This window comes from Candidatus Foliamicus sp., from assembly GCF_965221325.1.
Classification (GTDB): domain Bacteria; phylum Pseudomonadota; class Gammaproteobacteria; order Steroidobacterales; family Foliamicaceae; genus Foliamicus.
The window spans coordinates 2,090,884-2,105,929 of record NZ_OZ244880.1 but is presented as its reverse complement, the minus strand read 5'-3'; the positions used below and the strand labels follow the sequence as shown (position 1 = coordinate 2,105,929).

The 15,046-nt window shown below is 62.8% G+C and carries 12 protein-coding genes and 1 tRNA gene; 9 read left to right on the top strand and 4 right to left on the bottom strand.

Translation table 11 applies throughout. The features are described 5' to 3' along the window. Positions 1–108 precede the first annotated feature (108 nt). The gene (lptF, locus tag ACWCOO_RS09015) at positions 109–1,212 is read left to right on the top strand and encodes an LPS export ABC transporter permease LptF (protein ID WP_446830654.1); all 1,104 of its coding nucleotides are present in this window, start codon (positions 109–111) and stop codon (positions 1,210–1,212) included. Beyond that, positions 1,209–2,303, top strand: coding sequence for an LPS export ABC transporter permease LptG (gene lptG / locus ACWCOO_RS09010; protein ID WP_446830653.1), 1,095 nt, complete (start codon positions 1,209–1,211; stop codon positions 2,301–2,303). Before lptF ends, lptG begins: the two co-directional genes overlap by 4 nt. A 25-nt stretch (positions 2,304–2,328) precedes the next feature. Here the strand turns inward: lptG and ACWCOO_RS09005 are convergent. Further along, a tRNA-Glu gene (locus ACWCOO_RS09005) sits at positions 2,329–2,403 on the bottom strand. Between the two features lie 189 nt (positions 2,404–2,592). Between ACWCOO_RS09005 and pcnB the strand changes: the two genes are divergently transcribed. The 5 genes from pcnB to ACWCOO_RS08980 all read left to right on the top strand — a co-directional run bounded on the left by pcnB (position 2,593) and on the right by ACWCOO_RS08980 (position 9,140). Then, positions 2,593–3,801: a polynucleotide adenylyltransferase PcnB gene (pcnB, locus tag ACWCOO_RS09000; RefSeq protein WP_446830652.1), complete on the top strand. Its 1,209-nt coding sequence runs from the start codon at positions 2,593–2,595 to the stop codon at positions 3,799–3,801. Continuing rightward, positions 3,798–4,454, top strand: a complete 657-nt coding sequence (locus ACWCOO_RS08995; protein WP_446830651.1) for a deoxynucleoside kinase — start codon at positions 3,798–3,800, stop codon at positions 4,452–4,454. Before pcnB ends, ACWCOO_RS08995 begins: the two co-directional genes overlap by 4 nt. A 72-nt stretch (positions 4,455–4,526) precedes the next feature. Beyond that, positions 4,527–5,330 carry a 3-methyl-2-oxobutanoate hydroxymethyltransferase gene (gene panB, locus ACWCOO_RS08990; protein WP_446832032.1) on the top strand — a complete coding sequence of 268 codons (804 nt, stop codon included), beginning with the start codon at positions 4,527–4,529 and terminating at the stop codon, positions 5,328–5,330. 70 nt (positions 5,331–5,400) lie between these two features. Continuing rightward, on the top strand, positions 5,401–6,255 hold the full coding sequence (panC, locus tag ACWCOO_RS08985; RefSeq protein WP_446830650.1) for a pantoate--beta-alanine ligase: 855 nt from the start codon (positions 5,401–5,403) through the stop codon (positions 6,253–6,255). A 110-nt stretch (positions 6,256–6,365) separates the two neighbouring features. Next, positions 6,366–9,140: a TonB-dependent receptor domain-containing protein gene (locus tag ACWCOO_RS08980; protein WP_446830649.1), complete on the top strand. Its 2,775-nt coding sequence runs from the start codon at positions 6,366–6,368 to the stop codon at positions 9,138–9,140. Here the strand turns inward: ACWCOO_RS08980 and ACWCOO_RS08975 are convergent. After that, entirely contained in the window at positions 9,137–9,814 is a 678-nt protein-coding gene (locus ACWCOO_RS08975) for an SOS response-associated peptidase (protein ID WP_446830648.1), read from the bottom strand. The genes ACWCOO_RS08980 and ACWCOO_RS08975 overlap by 4 nt on opposite strands. A 35-nt stretch (positions 9,815–9,849) precedes the next feature. Beyond that, positions 9,850–10,914, bottom strand: coding sequence for a tRNA epoxyqueuosine(34) reductase QueG (gene queG / locus ACWCOO_RS08970; RefSeq protein ID WP_446830647.1), 1,065 nt, complete (start codon positions 10,912–10,914; stop codon positions 9,850–9,852). Between the two features lie 80 nt (positions 10,915–10,994). Between queG and ACWCOO_RS08965 the strand changes: the two genes are divergently transcribed. Next, entirely contained in the window at positions 10,995–12,524 is a 1,530-nt protein-coding gene (locus ACWCOO_RS08965) for an NAD(P)H-hydrate dehydratase (RefSeq protein ID WP_446830646.1), read from the top strand. 103 nt (positions 12,525–12,627) lie between these two features. On the opposite strand, the gene ACWCOO_RS08960 is transcribed toward ACWCOO_RS08965, so the two are convergent. Continuing rightward, the gene (locus tag ACWCOO_RS08960; protein ID WP_446830645.1) at positions 12,628–13,668 is read right to left on the bottom strand and encodes a hypothetical protein; all 1,041 of its coding nucleotides are present in this window, start codon (positions 13,666–13,668) and stop codon (positions 12,628–12,630) included. A gap of 226 nt (positions 13,669–13,894) precedes the next feature. On the opposite strand from ACWCOO_RS08960, the gene ACWCOO_RS08955 reads away from it, so the two are divergent. After that, positions 13,895–15,043 (top strand): ATP-binding protein, encoded by a 1,149-nt coding sequence (locus ACWCOO_RS08955; protein ID WP_446830644.1) that lies wholly within the window; start codon positions 13,895–13,897, stop codon positions 15,041–15,043. The last annotated feature ends 3 nt before the right edge of the window (positions 15,044–15,046 follow it).

The window sequence follows — 15,046 nt, the reverse complement described above, 5'->3', positions numbered from 1 at the left end:
GATCAATCCGATCCGCTTTCCCACTGAAATGGCGCTTGCGGTAATGGCGGCCAATTCTATTGCTTTTGCCCAGCCGGGCGCAGCGGCGCAGGCTTCTGCCGGCAGCGCATGACGCGCATACTCGACCGCTATCTGTTTCGCGAGGCGCTGGCCCATTTCGCGGGCGCTCTTTCGGCGCTGCTGGTGCTGCTCGCAACCAATCAGTGCGTTCGAATTCTGTCGGCGGCCGCCTCGCAAAGCCTGCCGCGGGATGCGGTGCTGCCCATGATCGGCTATACCTGCCTGCAATACCTACCCGTCATCATGCCTGCGGCGCTTTTCTTCGGCCTGTTGCTGGCGCTGGGAAGGATGTATCGCGATAGCGAACTCCCGGCGTCCATGGCCTGCGGCTACGGCGCCCGTGCGCAGCTCTTGCCGGTGTTGTCGCTGGCCGTTCCGGTGGCGGCGCTGGCTTGCTGGATGACGCTGGACCTGGCGCCGGATGCCCGCCGCGCTGTCGATGCCATGGAACGCGAGGCCGCTTCCCTGGGCGACCTGCGACGGCTGGAGCCGGGACGCTTCGTGGCCTTGGGAGGTCAGGGCGTGGTGTATGCGGAAGGGGCGGACGGCGAAGGGCGCTTGCAGCGGGTCTTTGCCCACCGGCAGGTGGATGGACGCATGCAGGTGATCGTGACCGACAGCATGAAACTTGAGGAAACCAGCGACCCCTTGGTCCGGATGGTGACATTCCAGGACGGCCTGCTATACGACGGATGGCCGGGCGAAAGCGAGATGCGGGTGGTGCGCTTTGCCGAGCACGGCATTCCCGCCAGCATGCCGGACATCGAGGCGGACAGCTTGGGCATGGATGCTGCGCATACGCTCGATTTGCTGCGCAAGGGCGACCTGGAATCGCAACTGGAATTCCAGCGGCGCATGTCCGCGCCTTTGGTGCTGCTGATTCTCGCCGTCATGGCGCTGCCTTTGAGCCGCCGGCTGCCGCGGCAGAGTCGCTTCGCGTCGCTGCCCTGGGCGCTGCTGGTTTACGTGATCTACACCAACCTGGTAACCGCAGCGCTTTCCTGGGCCACGCAGGGGTTTACGCCGGCCTGGCTGGGCGTTTGGTGGGTGCATGTGCTGCTGGCAGGCGCTGCCGCCGCCTATTTCAACTTGGGCCATACCCACCGGCTGCGAGGGTGGCGGCGCGGCCTTGGCGCGCCCAAAGTCGCATGACGCTCCTCGACCGCTACATCCTGCGCGGAATACTGCCGGTCGCGCTGGTGGCCCTGCTGGCGCTGCTCTCGCTTTCGCTGTTCGTGGAATTTGCACAGCAGTCGCGGTCTGCGGGCCAAGGGCAGTACACGCTGCTCGACGGTCTCGCCTACAGTGCACTGCGCCTCCCTCAGTTCGCCTTCGAAGCCTTGCCTGCCGCCGCGATCATAGGCTCCTTCCTCGCCCTCGGAAATTTTTCGGCGCACCACGAACTGACCGTGGCCAGGGCTTCCGGGATATCGGTCCTGCGGCTTTCCGTGCCGGTCTGGAGCGCCGGCGCCCTGCTGCTGCTGCTGGCATTCTTTGTGGGCGAATCGTTGGCCCCGCCCATGCACGCACTCGGCAAGCGCATGCGGGTGGCGGCATTGAGCGAGACGCCTGCACTGGCGCAGGGAGAAAGCGTGTGGATGCGCGACGGAGACCTGATTCTGAACCTGCGTCCGAGCGGCGAGCAGGACGACGAAGCCCGTGCCTTCCTGTTTCGCCTGGGCGAGCAGGGGATAACTGCATGGGGACGGGCGCGAAGCGCCAGGATCAACGAAGACGGCAGGTTGGAGCTCAGGGATTACGAGGAAACAGCTATCGAGGATCGGCAGACCCGCGTCGAGGTGCGCGATGAATGGATCATGGAGACGCGCCTGAGTCCCGAAATAGTGGACTTGGTGGAATTACGCCCCGAATTGATGAGGATTACCGGGCTGCTTCGATATGCGCGCTATCTTGAAGCGAATCAGCTCGACGACCGGCGCTTCCGCCTCGAAGTCCACTCGCGCCTCGCCACGATGGCTGCTGTCGCCCTGATGTGCGTGCTGGCCTTACCGTTGGTCTTCGGCAACCGCAGAAAATTGGGAGGCAGCGCGCGCGCTGCGGTAGGCCTGGGCGTTGCCCTGGTCTGGTTTCTTGCCAATCGGGGGGTGGCCGAGGCCGGACAGCTATACGGCGTGGCGCCCTGGCTGGCCGGATGGACGCCAACCCTGGCGCTCGGCTTGGCCGTTGCAATGCTTTTGCTGCGCGCCGACCGGCTGCATTGGCGCCGCGCGTCCGGTCCGTGAAGGTGACGGACTGGAACAAGGAAATTGGCGCTCCCTAGGGGAATCGAACCCCTGTTTCCAGATTGAGAGCCTGGCGTCCTGACCCCTAGACGAAGGGAGCGCAGCCTTGGCGTTTGGCGCAAGCCTGTTCGCCGTAAGCTATTATAGGCAGCCGAAATCTGGTGCGCTGCGAAGGCGCGCCGCGCTATCTTTGGCTGGAGTCTCGACCGCGATCGAAACAACGGCGCTCAAAATCCAATCGGGCGAACCGCGTCTTCACGCGCGGCGCTTCCCGTCCCATGTTCTCAAGGTGCTCCGGGGTTTGCACCAGGCCGGACACCGCGCTTGCGTGGTGGGTGGCGGCGTTCGGGACCTGCTCCTGGAACATCGCCCGAAGGACTTCGACATAGTCACCGATGCGCGCCCGGAAGAGGTCAAGAAGCTGTTTCGCCGCGTCATTCTGATCGGGCGCCGCTTCCGCTTGGCGCACGTCATGTTCGGGCGTGAATACATCGAAGTGGCCACATTTCGTGGTTCCGGCACCGGTGCGGAAGGTTCCGAAGGCGCCGTGGTGCGCGGCGCCCAGGGCCGAATTCTGCGCGATAACCGTTTCGGCAGCTTGGAAGAAGATGTTCTGCGGCGCGATTTCACCGTTAACGCCTTGTATTGGGATTATGCGGACGGACGAATCATTGACCACACGGGCGGACTGAAGGATATTCGGCAACGCCGGCTGCGCCTGATCGGGGAACCACGGCTGCGCTACGAAGAGGATCCGGTGCGGATGCTGCGCGCGGCGCGCTTTGCCGCCAAGCTCGATTGCACCCTGGACAAACGCTGCGCCACACCGATTCCGGGAATGGCGCCGCTGCTGCGTTCGGAACCTCCGGCGCGTCTCCTTGAGGAGGTTCGCAAGCTCTTCCTTGGCGGCCATGCGCGGGCCAGTTTCGCTCAACTGCAGCGCTTCGGTCTGCTCTTCGAGCTGTTTCCTTTCCTCCAGGCATGGATGGACGCGCAGCCGCGCGCGCAGGCCTACATGGACGCTGCGCTGGAGACGACCGACCAGCGTTTGAAAGAAGGCAGCCATGCCAGTCTGACCTTCCTGATGTGTGTGTTCTTCTGGGGCGCCGTATCCATGCGCCTCGAAATCGGTTCGACAGGCGGCAAGCCGCTGACCCACGGCCGGATCGCCAATGCCTTCCGCGCGGTTATCCAGGACGCCGGCTACGGCCTCAAGCCGACGCGAAAAATGCAGGCTGATATGGAAGAGGTATTGGCGCGGCAAGCGACCCTGCAGTCGCCTCGTCCGCGGCGGCCGGGACAGATTCTGGCCAATCCCTTGTTTCGTTCCGCCTACCGGCTGTTGTGCCTGCGGCAGCGTTTGGGGGAGGTGGACGATGCGGCGGTGCGCTATTGGGATGCGCGGGCCGGAGCAGCGCCGTCGCGTTCCTGGTCGAAGCGCCGCAAGGGGCGTGCCGGCAAGCCCGGCAACGGGCCGCGGAAAACAGGCGGAAGATGAGCGAATCAAACGCTGCAGGCCGCTACATCGCCGTGGAGGGTTGCATAGGGGCCGGAAAATCGACGCTGGCGCATTGGCTGGCGGAACGCATGAACGGCGAGTTGATCGTGGAGGCGCCGCATGGCAACCCGTTTCTGGAGCGCTTCTACGGTGGAGTGGACCAAGCCGCGTTGCCGGCGCAGTTGTATTTCCTGCTGCACCGCGCGCAGCTCGCGGAACGCATCAAGAAGGATGACTTGTTTCCAACCACCCGGATCAGTGATTTTCTGCTTGAGCGCGACCGGGTTTACGCCGAATGCAACCTGGCTTCAGACGAGCTGCAGGTTTATGACATGGTGCGCCAGGCCGTGACCAGCGATCCGCCGGTTCCCGACCTGGTCGTGTTTCTGCAAACGCCGGTGCGAACGCTGCTCAAGCGCATCGCCAGCCGCGGTGTTCCCATGGAGCGGCGCATCACTGCCGATTATCTAGCAAATCTCAACGACGCGATGGCGCGATTCATACTCGACTACGATGCGGCTCCGGTGCTGATCGTGAACACCGAATCCATCGACCTCGCCAATAACGATGAGCACCTGGAACTGCTGCTCACGGAAATGGAGCGCACTACCGGCGGGCGCACCTATTTCGATCCCAGCGGCCTGGTGGCCTGACTTGCTGGCAACATGCTTCAGATGTGCGATTTCGGGAGGGCATAGGTGTACGTTCAGCTAAAGCAGCGCGACATGCGTGAGCCGCCGGTGAACGTGAGCACCCTGGCGCGCATGAAGAAAGATGACGAGCCCATCGCCTGCTTGACGGCCTACGACGCCAGCTTTGCGCGCCTCGTGGATCAGGCGGGCGTGGACCTGGTGCTGGTCGGCGATTCGCTGGGCATGGTCATCCAGGGGCACGACACGACTGTGCCAGTTACGGTGGACGACATCGTCTATCACAGCAAGACCGTAGCGCGGGCGCTGACGCATGCCTTCCTGGTCGCGGACATGCCGTTCATGAGCTATACCGAGCCGGCGCAGGCGCTCGACAACGCGGTGCGCCTTATGCAGGAGGGCGCAGCGATGATGGTCAAGCTGGAAGGTGGCATGGGCCAGAGCAAGGTCGTGGAGCACCTGGCGCGGCACGATATACCCGTATGCGCTCACATCGGGCTACGGCCCCAGTCCGTGCACAAGATCGGCGGTTTCAAGGTGCATGGGCGTGACTCGAAGCAGGCCAGGGAAATGATCGAGAGCGCTCGGCGGCTGGAGGAAGTGGGCGCCGACCTAGTGTTACTGGAGTGCGTTCCCAACGAGCTGGGGAAGGCGGTTGCCGAGCAATGTCGCGTACCCGTGATCGGCATCGGCGCGGGGCCGGACGTGGATGGTCAGATCCTCGTCTTGTACGACATCCTGGGCATTACCCAGGGGCCGCTCCCGCGTTTCGTGCGCAACTTCATCAACGAGGCAAGCGACCCGCTGGAAGCTTGCGCAGCTTACGTGGCGGCCGTGAAGTCGCGCGAGTATCCGGCGCCCGAGCACTGCTTTTCCTGAGGCGCCCGCGGCGCTTCCGGTCCGCAGCTGGGCAACGTCAAAGGCCAACGCAGAGCTTCATCGCGCGACCGTGCAAATCTGCAATACCAAATCGCAAGTGCGCGCGCAGGTCAGGCGCTGGCGGGATGCCGGTGAGAAAGTGACGCTGGTGCCCACCATGGGCGCCCTGCACAAGGCCCACCTGAACCTGGTGCGGCTGGCAGGCCGTTCGGGGCGCTCGATGGCGAGCATTTTCGTAAATCCGACGCAATTCGCCCCGGGCGAGGATTTCGAGCGCTATCCGCGCGACCTCGCCGCCGACGCCGCGCTGCTGCGCGAGGCCGGAGCGGATCTGCTGTTCGCTCCCGGCGTGGAGGACATTTACCCCAGAGGCCTTGACGATCTGACCCAAGTGCAAGTGCCGGGCTTGTCCGCCGAGCTTTGCGGAGCGCACCGGCCTTTGCACTTCAGCGGCGTAACGTCAGTCGTTAGCCGTCTGCTGATGATCACTTTGCCGGATGCGGTGATATTCGGACGCAAGGACTACCAGCAATTGGTCATCCTGCGCCGCATGGTCGAAGATCTGCACATTCCCGTGGAGGTTATCGAGGGGCCGATCACGCGCGAACAGGACGGCTTGGCCATGAGTTCGCGCAATCGTTACTTGAGCGAAAAGGAAAGACGCATCGCGCCAACCCTGCACGCCGTCCTAAAGCAGTGCGCGGACCGCTTGCGAACCGGCGAGCGCAACTTTGCCCACATCGAGCAGGAGGCCATGGAGCGCCTTCGCCGGGAAGGCTTCGCGCCGGATTACGTGGCGGTGCGCCGGGCCGGCGACCTCGCCTCGCCGCCCCCGTCCGGCGCCTGCGAATTCGTAGTTCTGGCCGCCGCCTGGCTGGGCCGGACCCGCCTCATCGACAACGTCCGCTGCTCTCCCGCCGGTTAGGCCTCACGCTCTGAGCCCTCGCCACACCCCCCCCTATGGTAGGGTTAGGGGAATCGGAATCCCGGACCGGGGCGAGCCCGGTTTGGTGCATAGTTCAAGAGGGGGGAGCCATGGCTCGATCAAGTTTGCGACGCAGGTTTCTTGTGCCTGCCATTACCTTATGCGCGTTGGCGCTTTCAGCAATTTCCGCACCAGCCCAGGAAGGTTCGGGAGGGGAGGAAGAAGAGGCCCTGGAATTGCAGGATGTGGCCGTTACCGGATCGCGGCTGCGCGGCGTCGTATCCGGCTCACCGATCCTGGTGCTGACTATGGACGACATCAAGCGGCGCGGGCTGGGCTCGGTGGAGGATGTGATCCGTTCCTTGCCGCAGAATTTCAGCGAGATCAACGCAGCGGGAGCCCTCGATAACAGTATTGTTTCGATAGACGCCCAGGGGCAATCCATGGTCAACCTGCGCGGCTTCGGAGAGCAGTCTACCTTGATTCTGGTCAACGGGCGGCGCTGGCCGCAGGCCTCCAGTTTCGGCAATGGTTCAGTGAATGTGAACGGCATTCCGTTTGCCGCCATTGAGCGGGTCGAAGTGCTGACCGACGGCGCATCCGCAATTTATGGCGCTGACGCGCAGGCCGGCGTATTGAACTTTATTCTGCGGGATGACTACGAAGGCGGCGAAACCCGCGCCCGCTATGATATGGGCGCCAACGAAGGCGACTCGTGGCGCTTCGAGCAGAATCTGGCCACTACCTGGGATAGCGGGCGGGCGTCCCTGTCGTTGAGTTACTCCGAAACCACGGCAATAAATGCGGCCAAGGCAGGGAACACAACTCTGGACTTTACCTCTCGCGGCGGACAGGACGGGCGCACCCCGACCGATGCACCTTGGCTGACCGGACAGCCTGGTGTTGTCGGCTACGGTATTCCGCTCGGTTTCTATAATTTCGTATTGCAGCCTTTGGGCGCGCTGCCTGCCGGGAATGATGGCACAAACGGGGTTTATGCAGCGCTTTCGACGGATAACCTGGTGCCGTACGACGCCGCCGCTACTGACGTCAGCCTCTCTCCGACCCATAACGGGGAGCGCCTGTCGGGCCACCTGACCGTAAACCAGGAGCTCATGTCCGGCGCTCTAGAGCTGTTTGGCGAGTTCACTTTCGATTTCTCCGATTCATGGGCTACCCGTCGCCCGGTTTCTTATGCCGGCGTCGTTCCGGCCACGAACCCGTACAACGATATTCCTGCGCACCCGTTCCTGGATACCGTGGTTTCTTACAATTTCATTCAGGAAGCCTCGGCTGGGATCATGGATCCGATCAGCAATGACAGCGATCAGGACAACCGCCGCATTACCCTGGGAGTGGACTTCGACCTTCCGTTCCGGGATTGGGTGGGTGAGTTTACCGCGTCGCGCGGCAAGGAAGGCAGTTGGTATCTACTCTACGATGTGGATGCAGAGCTTTTGGCCCAGCGGGTTGCCGGCGTTGACGACCAGGGCAATCCCTTGCCCATAGATGAGGTGATCAATCCGTTCGGCAACGGTACGGCGCAAAGTCCGGCTGCGGTGGCCGACTTGGTGAAACCGTTTTTCCTGGAGGGCGACCCTTTTAACGCCAACTGGAACTTCTCCATACAGGAAAACTACCTGCTGTCGGCCAACGGTGCTTTGTTCGACCTTCCCGGGGGCAGCGCCCGATTGGCCGCCGGCGCTGAGCACCGCACGGAACGTTTGGACTATTCCGAGGATGATTCGCGGGGAAATATCTTTCTGATTACGGAACCGGAGCAGGAGATTACGTCTTTCTTCATGGAGTTGGGTGTGCCGCTGGTGGGTCAGGACAACCGTCTTCCCGGTTTCCATTCTCTGGGCTTCAAGGTAGCCTTCCGCAGTGACGATTATTCGTTCTCCGGGCCGTTCGACGGACTGGACGCGCCGAGCACGGAAAAAACGTATGACCGGATTTCCCCCAAGTACGAGTTGGCCTGGTATCCGGTGCGTTCTCTGAAACTGCGCGCTTCCCTCGGTGAGTCTTTCGCTCCTCCGGATTCCAACACTCTGTTCAGGGTCGCGTTCGGCCCATACAACTTCTATGGCATTAGGGACCCTCTGAACCCGGACGCAGGAGTGCTCTTCCCGGATACCTATTCCACCGGCAATCCGGATCTTGAGCCGGAGATTGCGGAAACTTTGTCCATGGGTTTCGAGTGGCAGCCTGGAGGGATGTTGGAGGGCCTGTTCTTGAGTGTTACTTGGCTGGATACTGAGTTCACGAACAAATTTGGGTCCAGTGGTTTCCTGGCATTTTCCTATCCTGAACTATTTGTAAATATTCCCGGCGCTCTAGAGCGGGACGCCAACGGCAATATCGTGCGCATGAATGTCTTTACCATCAATATCGCCCAGCGCTACAGCGAGGCATTGGACGTGAATTTTCGCTATCAGTTCGATAGCGGCGAGTGGGGATACTTCACCTTCGGGGCGGAAGGCACCTTGAGTCCGCGTTTGAGCGATGTGCTGGCGCCTGGCCTCGAACCGGACGATCTGCATGGGACGTATCAGGGGCCGGAGCGCTGGAAGGGAAGGGTTTACCTTGACTGGAGCCAAGCCTCGACGACCCTGAATTTGACCGCCAACTACTCCAGTAGCTACATCAATGGCGGCTTCTTCGGCAGTCCGCAGGATCGCGTAGATAACTACCTGACCTTTGATCTGACAGGAAGCTATGAATTCGGCGATAGCGGCTGGAAAGTGTTCGCTGGCGCCCGCAACGTCACCAACAGGCCTTTCCCGTTTTTCGACGGCTTCGGGCAGCCCTGGGACCCACGCCGCGTGGACACGCGCGGTCGCATTATCCATCTGGAGCTACGCAAGAATTGGGATTTCTTCTAGCCTGTTAACTGCACCTCAAGCACCTCCGGGCCGTCGTTGCGGACATTGTTGACCAGGTGGCTGACGCGCCTGACCTCGTAAGGTCCGGGGTGCGCTGGCTGCACGATGTCCAGCAGCGCCTTTTTGGGCGCATCCGGGTCCAGCCAGTCGTCGAAGCGGCTGGGTTCGACGATCGCGGGCTGCCGCGGATGTACGTGGGCGAGTTCCTGGCTGGCCTCGGTGGTGATGATGGTGAACGACTCAATGACGTTCCCGCCGCCGTCCCAGCGCTCCCATAGCGCGGCGAAGGAGGCTTTGGAGCCATCGGCCATGGAAAGGAACCGGGGGGACTTGCCGCCGCCCTCGCGAACCCACTCAAACCAGCCGTCGGCGGGAATCAGGCAGCGCCGGCCCTTGAACGCGCTGCGGAACGCAGGCTTGGAATCCACCGTCTCGGCGCGGGCGTTGATGAGCTTGGACCCGATCTTCGCGTCCTTGGCCCAGAACGGGATCAGGCCCCAGCGAAGCCGGCAGATAGAGCGGCGCCCATCGTCGCTGAGCCGGCAGGCGGCGAAGTCCTGGGTTGGGGCGCCATTCCAGCGCGGGCGCACCTCGTCCGGCGGGGCGTCGGCGAGCAGGTCGTAGAGACTATGCAGTTCCCGCCAAGTCAGCCCCTGGCTCAACCTTCCGCACATGTCCGAATCCTGCTGAGTTCCTCGGCGTAGAGGGGCTATGGGGTCGCCGAAATGCGTTGCAGTGCCCAGCTCACGTGTTCGCGCACGAGGTCGCTGGCATGCGAGGTGCGGCGGCGCAAGGCTTCGATTGCGGGCGCGGAGCGAGGGGCGTTGCCGAGGGCGACGGCGATGTTTCTCAGCCATCCCAGGTAACCGGCGCGGCGCAGCGCGCTGCCGCGCGTGTTCTCGCGCCACTCTTCCTCCGACCAGGCAAAGAGGGTGGCGAGGGCGCTGTCGTCCAGGCCGTTGCGGGGCGCGAACGCCGCTTCCTCGCTGGCCCGCGCGTGGCGGTTCCAGGGGCAGACGAGTTGGCAGTCGTCGCAGCCGAAGATGCGGTTGCCGATCATGGGGCGCAGTTCCTTGGGGATGGGCCCCCGGTGTTCGATCGTCAGATAGGAAACGCAGCGGCGGGCGTCCAATTGATAGGGGGCGACGATGGCGCGCGTGGGGCAGATGTCCAGGCATGCCGTGCAACTGCCGCAGTGATTTCTGACCGGCCGGTTCACGGGCAGCGGCAGGTTGGTGTAGATCTCGCCCAGGAAAAACCATGAGCCTTCGTGGCGGTTGAGCAGGTTCGTGTGTTTCCCGATCCAGCCCAGTCCGGCCTGCGCCGCCAGCGGCTTTTCCATTACCGGTGCGCTGTCCACGAACACTCGGTAGCCCATGGGGCCGGCTTGTTCGGCGATGCGTTCGGCCAGCCCCTTGAGGCGCTTGCGCATCAGCCGGTGGTAATCGCGGCCCAAGGCATAACGGGAGATGTACGCTTTTTGCGGATCGGCCAGCACCGACAATGCGGGCGCCGCCTGGTGTGGCCAGTAATGCATGCGCACGCACACCACGCGCAGTGTTCCGGGCAGCAGCGCTTCGGGGCGCGAACGCTTGCGGCCGTGGCGGGCCATCCAGTGCATGGTTCCGTGTCGGCCCAGTTCCAGCCAGCGCTCCAGTCTTTGCTCGGCTTCCGCCAAGTTGATGCCGGCCACACCGGCGTGTTCGAAGCCGAACTCCCGCGCCATGCCGGGCAGTGCGGCGGCAAGCGCGGAATAGTCGGTGACGGGCCCCATAGGGCTCAATATTGCCGCAATATTGACTGGAGCGATGGCGGCTGCCGCTTTGGACCCTGCTTGGGGCTATATTCGTTTTGATGAATGTTCGAACCGCTTACCCGGCATCGGTGGTGCGCACGTTGGAACGTGTCGTGATGATCGCCGAGGGCATTGACGCCAATGCGCTGATGGAGCGCGCCGGCACTGCGGCTTTCGAGCGCGGGCGCGAGCGTTTTCCGGATGCTCGCCGCTGGCTGGTGATGGCGGGTTCGGGCAACAACGCCGGCGATGGGTTCGTGATTGCGAGGCTGGCGAAGAAACAGGGCCTTGAGGTCGAGATTCTGCTGTTGTCGCCGCAGCGTCCGCCGCAGGGCGATGCGGCAACCCAGTTCGAGGCGATGACGGCTGCGGACGTCTCCGCTGCGTCTTTCGAGGGCGGCGCGCTTCCTGAATGCGACCTCATCATCGACGCCATGCTCGGAATCGGCTTGGACCGTTCGCTAACGGGCCGCTACCTCGACGCGGTAAGGGCCGTGAATCAGTCTGGCGTGCCGGTGTTGGCCGTGGATGTCCCCACCGGAATCCATGCCGATAGCGGAAGTGTCATGGGAGCAGCGGTGCGCGCCACGTTAACCGTCACCTTTATCGCCGAGAAATGCGGCCTGTTCCTGGGCGAAGCTCCCGACCACGCTGGAGAGCGCGTGCTGGAGCCGTTGGGGCATGTGCGGCCTGCGCAGCTTCGAGAGGCGGAGACCGCGTCTGATGGAGATAGTCGATTGCGGATATTTGCCGAGGAAAGCTGGCGCGCGATGCTGGCCGCCCGGCGGCGGGCCGATCACAAGGGCCGTTTCGGTCATGTGCTGGTGGTTGGCGGTGGTTCCGGCATGGGCGGGGCCGCGCGGTTGGCCGGGGAGGGCGCCTTGCGCGCCGGCGCGGGGCTGGTTTCGGTTGCGACGCACCCGGAGCATGCGGCGGAACTGCTCAAGAGCAGGCCGGAGCTCATGGTGACGGCAGTTCGTCAGTCCGGCGACTTGGCGCCCCTGCTGGAGCGCGCCAGCGTGGTCGCGGTGGGTTGCGGACTGGGCCAGGATCGGTGGGCGCGCGAATTGTTCGCGGCGGTATCGGAAAGCGGCCTGCCTCGCCTGATTGACGCCGACGGATTGAATCTGCTCGCCGAGTCGCCGGACTTCCGCGATGGGCCGGGTGATGGGCAGCGCGATGCGGCCCGGCTGGTCATTACGCCGCATCCGGGCGAAGCGGGTCGGTTGCTGAAGTGTTCGAGCGCGCAGGTGCAGGCGGATCGGCCAGGCGCTCTGCATCAGCTCCGGCATCTTGTTGGTGCGGTGGTTCTGCTCAAGGGGGCGCACACGCTGATTGCCGGCGGGGAACAGGCGCCCTGGGTTATCGACGCCGGCAACCCCGGCATGGCGACGGCCGGCATGGGTGACGTGTTGACCGGGCTGCTGGCGGGCTTATGGGCGCAATTCCCGGCCGAGCCGCTTGAGGACGTAGCGGCCCTGGCGGCCTATGTTCACGCGCGCGCCGGAGATATTGCAGCGCGCAGCGGGCAGCGCGGGATGCTCGCCAGCGATCTTGTCGCGGCCCTCAGGCAGGTGGTAAATCCATGACCCAGCCATTTCGCCGCACCGGGCCCTAGCGCCGCGACTTTCCGCACGGGCTCATGTTGGCCCTGACCATCAGAACCAGCGTTTTATCGGACTTAAGCTCTCGTTAGCGCGCCTCGGAGTAGAGCTGGATGATGGCGTTGTCCGGCGTCTCCACGGCGAACATCTCGATTGGCCCGTAGGGCTCCAAACTTATGGGCGCGACTGCGTTTCTGATTGGCCAGCCGCGCTCTTCGATCAACTGCAAGGCGGCTTGCGCGTCGTCAACCGGAAAACGCACCGCCAGAATACCCAGGTTGGGGGCATGACAACGCTCGGAGAAATCAAAGCCTCGCATGCTCATGAACTCAACCATTTCCATGCGCCCGAAATTGCTTGGCTGTGGATACACGATGCCGGCGCGGTATAGCACTGAGGTGCTGAGGCTCAAGGGGATACCCAGCGGGTGGGGGGTTGGTTCCTTGGCCACGAAAGGATCGCCCCTGTAGTTTGATTCGAATCCGAGAATTTGGGTAAAGAAGTCGTGCGTGGCGTCGCGGTCGTTCACCATCTGCATCATGTTGAAGGGCCCGGTAAAGCTCTCGAACGGTGGAATGGAGTCCGGAAGCGGAGGATAGAGCCGCTCATAGCCCGACACCTGTATGCCATCCGGTCCACGGTAGATCACTGCGCGCAGTTCGGAACCCCGAAAGTTCACCGGAGCAATTGGAGTTTCGGTCCACCAGCCGAGCTCGATTGCTTGCCGGTAAATCTCCTCCATATTCTTCATCCGCACCATCATGCTGAAGAAACAACCGGTATCCCAGGTTCTGGAGCCGGGGCGCATCGGCACGCGCGGCCCGGCGTCGTCGAAGCGGACCAGCCGAACCAAGCCGGTTTCGTAGTCTGCTGGTCCGAGCAGCAGCGCTTCCCCGGAAGCTCCCTGCGGCAACTCCCAGGCGGCTATCAGGGACTCGTCCAGGGGGCCGCGCCACTTTGCGACGTAGCCACCGATCTCCACGAAAAATCTTGCCGTGCGGTCGATATCGCTAACGCTCACCACCACTTCCTGCCACGGCTGTCGGGTTATCGGCTCCGTTTCACCCATGCTGACTGCGGCCGATGCGTAGAGCAGGAATCCCGCCACGAGCGAAGCGATTGTTTTCATAGGACTATCCTCCCAAGCCTTGGCGGCTTGACCGCCGTGTTTCTGAAACCTTGACTCAGCATTCTAAGGCAGCGGCAAAGCGCCGGCAGTTAGCCTTGGCAGGCCTTTGCCCGCATATCCCGACAGTCTCCGCCGCATATGCAGCCTGAATGCTCTCCCGATTTGGTTTGACACGGGGCATTGAGAAAAATAGACTGCAGCTCTCCAATTTTCTCTCCCAGGCCCAATGATCGAGCGCGAGGGGCATATCCGAGCACTGCGCAGGTTGTTTTCCAGCCATTCCGTAGTTGCGCTGATCGGGGCGCGGGCGGCCGGAAAGACTACGCTTGCGCGGGAATTTGCCAGCCGCTGGCGCTGGAATTCTCACTATTTCGACTTGGAGACGCTCACCGGACGCGCTCAGCTCGGCGATCCTGGCCTGGAGTTGGCCAACCTGAGGGGCCTGGTCATCCTGGACGAAGTTCACCGCAGCCCGCAGGTGCTGGCGAAGTTGCGCGATTTGGCGGGGCGAACCTGGACGCAGGCGCGCTTTCTGCTGATCAGCAGTATCGAAGACAAGAGTCTTCGCGCGCTGCTCGAACCTTTGGGGGATCTGGCCGCGCGCTATGAGCTTCCGGGTTTGCTGGCGGAGGAGATTCCGCCGCCGCAGTTGAATGTTCTATGGCTGCGGGGTGGTTTGCCTGACTCTTTTTCCGCCGCTGACGACCAGCAAAGCTACGCGTTTAGGGAGAATTACGTCCGCGACTTCATGGAAAGGGACATCTATCGTCTTACCGGCAACACCTCGGTAACGCTTATTGAGCGTTTCTGGGGCATGCTTGCGCAATGCCACGGGCAGGTATGGAACGGCTCGGAACTGGCCCGTTCGCTCGGCGTTTCCCACCATACCGCCCGCCGCTATCTCGAGATTCTGGAGGCGGCTTCCATCGTGCGGCGAATTCCACCTTGGCAGGCCGATCTTCCGAGGCGCCAGGTCAAGTCGCCCAAGGTGTATTTTCGCGACACCGGCTTGCTGCATTATTGCCTGGGAATCACGACTTATCGGGAGCTTGAGCGGTACCCGAGATCGTGGGCGTCGTGGGAAGGACTTGTCGTCGAAAATCTCATGAATTCCCTTGGGCATCAGGACACCAGCTATTGCTTCTGGGCCGCCCACACGGGCGCCAAGGTTGACCTCATAGCGCAAACGGGCCCAATGCGGCGCGGATTCCAGATACGCAGAACAGTCCGCCCGCGCTTGACGCGCGCTATGCGCAGAATTCAGGAAGAACTGTCGCTGTCCAGATTCGACATTGTTCATGCCGGGTCCAAGAGTTTTCCTCTGGGCCCGCGCAGCCGGGCGCTTGCCGCGGAACGGCTGCGCGAGGATCATTGAGTC

What these genes read in the sequence shown, in the direction of transcription:
- queG (WP_446830647.1), bottom strand. Translation starts at nt 10,914, where the DNA reads ATGGGGCCCGTCACCGACTATTCCGCGCTTGCCGCCGCACTGCCCGGC.
- ACWCOO_RS08955 (WP_446830644.1), top strand. Translation starts at nt 13,895, where the DNA reads ATGATCGAGCGCGAGGGGCATATCCGAGCACTGCGCAGGTTGTTTTCC.
- ACWCOO_RS08995 (WP_446830651.1), top strand. Translation starts at nt 3,798, where the DNA reads ATGAGCGAATCAAACGCTGCAGGCCGCTACATCGCCGTGGAGGGTTGC.
- lptF (WP_446830654.1), top strand. Translation starts at nt 109, where the DNA reads ATGACGCGCATACTCGACCGCTATCTGTTTCGCGAGGCGCTGGCCCAT.
- lptG (WP_446830653.1), top strand. Translation starts at nt 1,209, where the DNA reads ATGACGCTCCTCGACCGCTACATCCTGCGCGGAATACTGCCGGTCGCG.
- panB (WP_446832032.1), top strand. Translation starts at nt 4,527, where the DNA reads ATGCGTGAGCCGCCGGTGAACGTGAGCACCCTGGCGCGCATGAAGAAA.
- ACWCOO_RS08975 (WP_446830648.1), bottom strand. Translation starts at nt 9,814, where the DNA reads ATGTGCGGAAGGTTGAGCCAGGGGCTGACTTGGCGGGAACTGCATAGT.
- ACWCOO_RS08960 (WP_446830645.1), bottom strand. Translation starts at nt 13,668, where the DNA reads ATGAAAACAATCGCTTCGCTCGTGGCGGGATTCCTGCTCTACGCATCG.
- ACWCOO_RS08965 (WP_446830646.1), top strand. Translation starts at nt 10,995, where the DNA reads ATGAATGTTCGAACCGCTTACCCGGCATCGGTGGTGCGCACGTTGGAA.
- ACWCOO_RS08980 (WP_446830649.1), top strand. Translation starts at nt 6,366, where the DNA reads ATGGCTCGATCAAGTTTGCGACGCAGGTTTCTTGTGCCTGCCATTACC.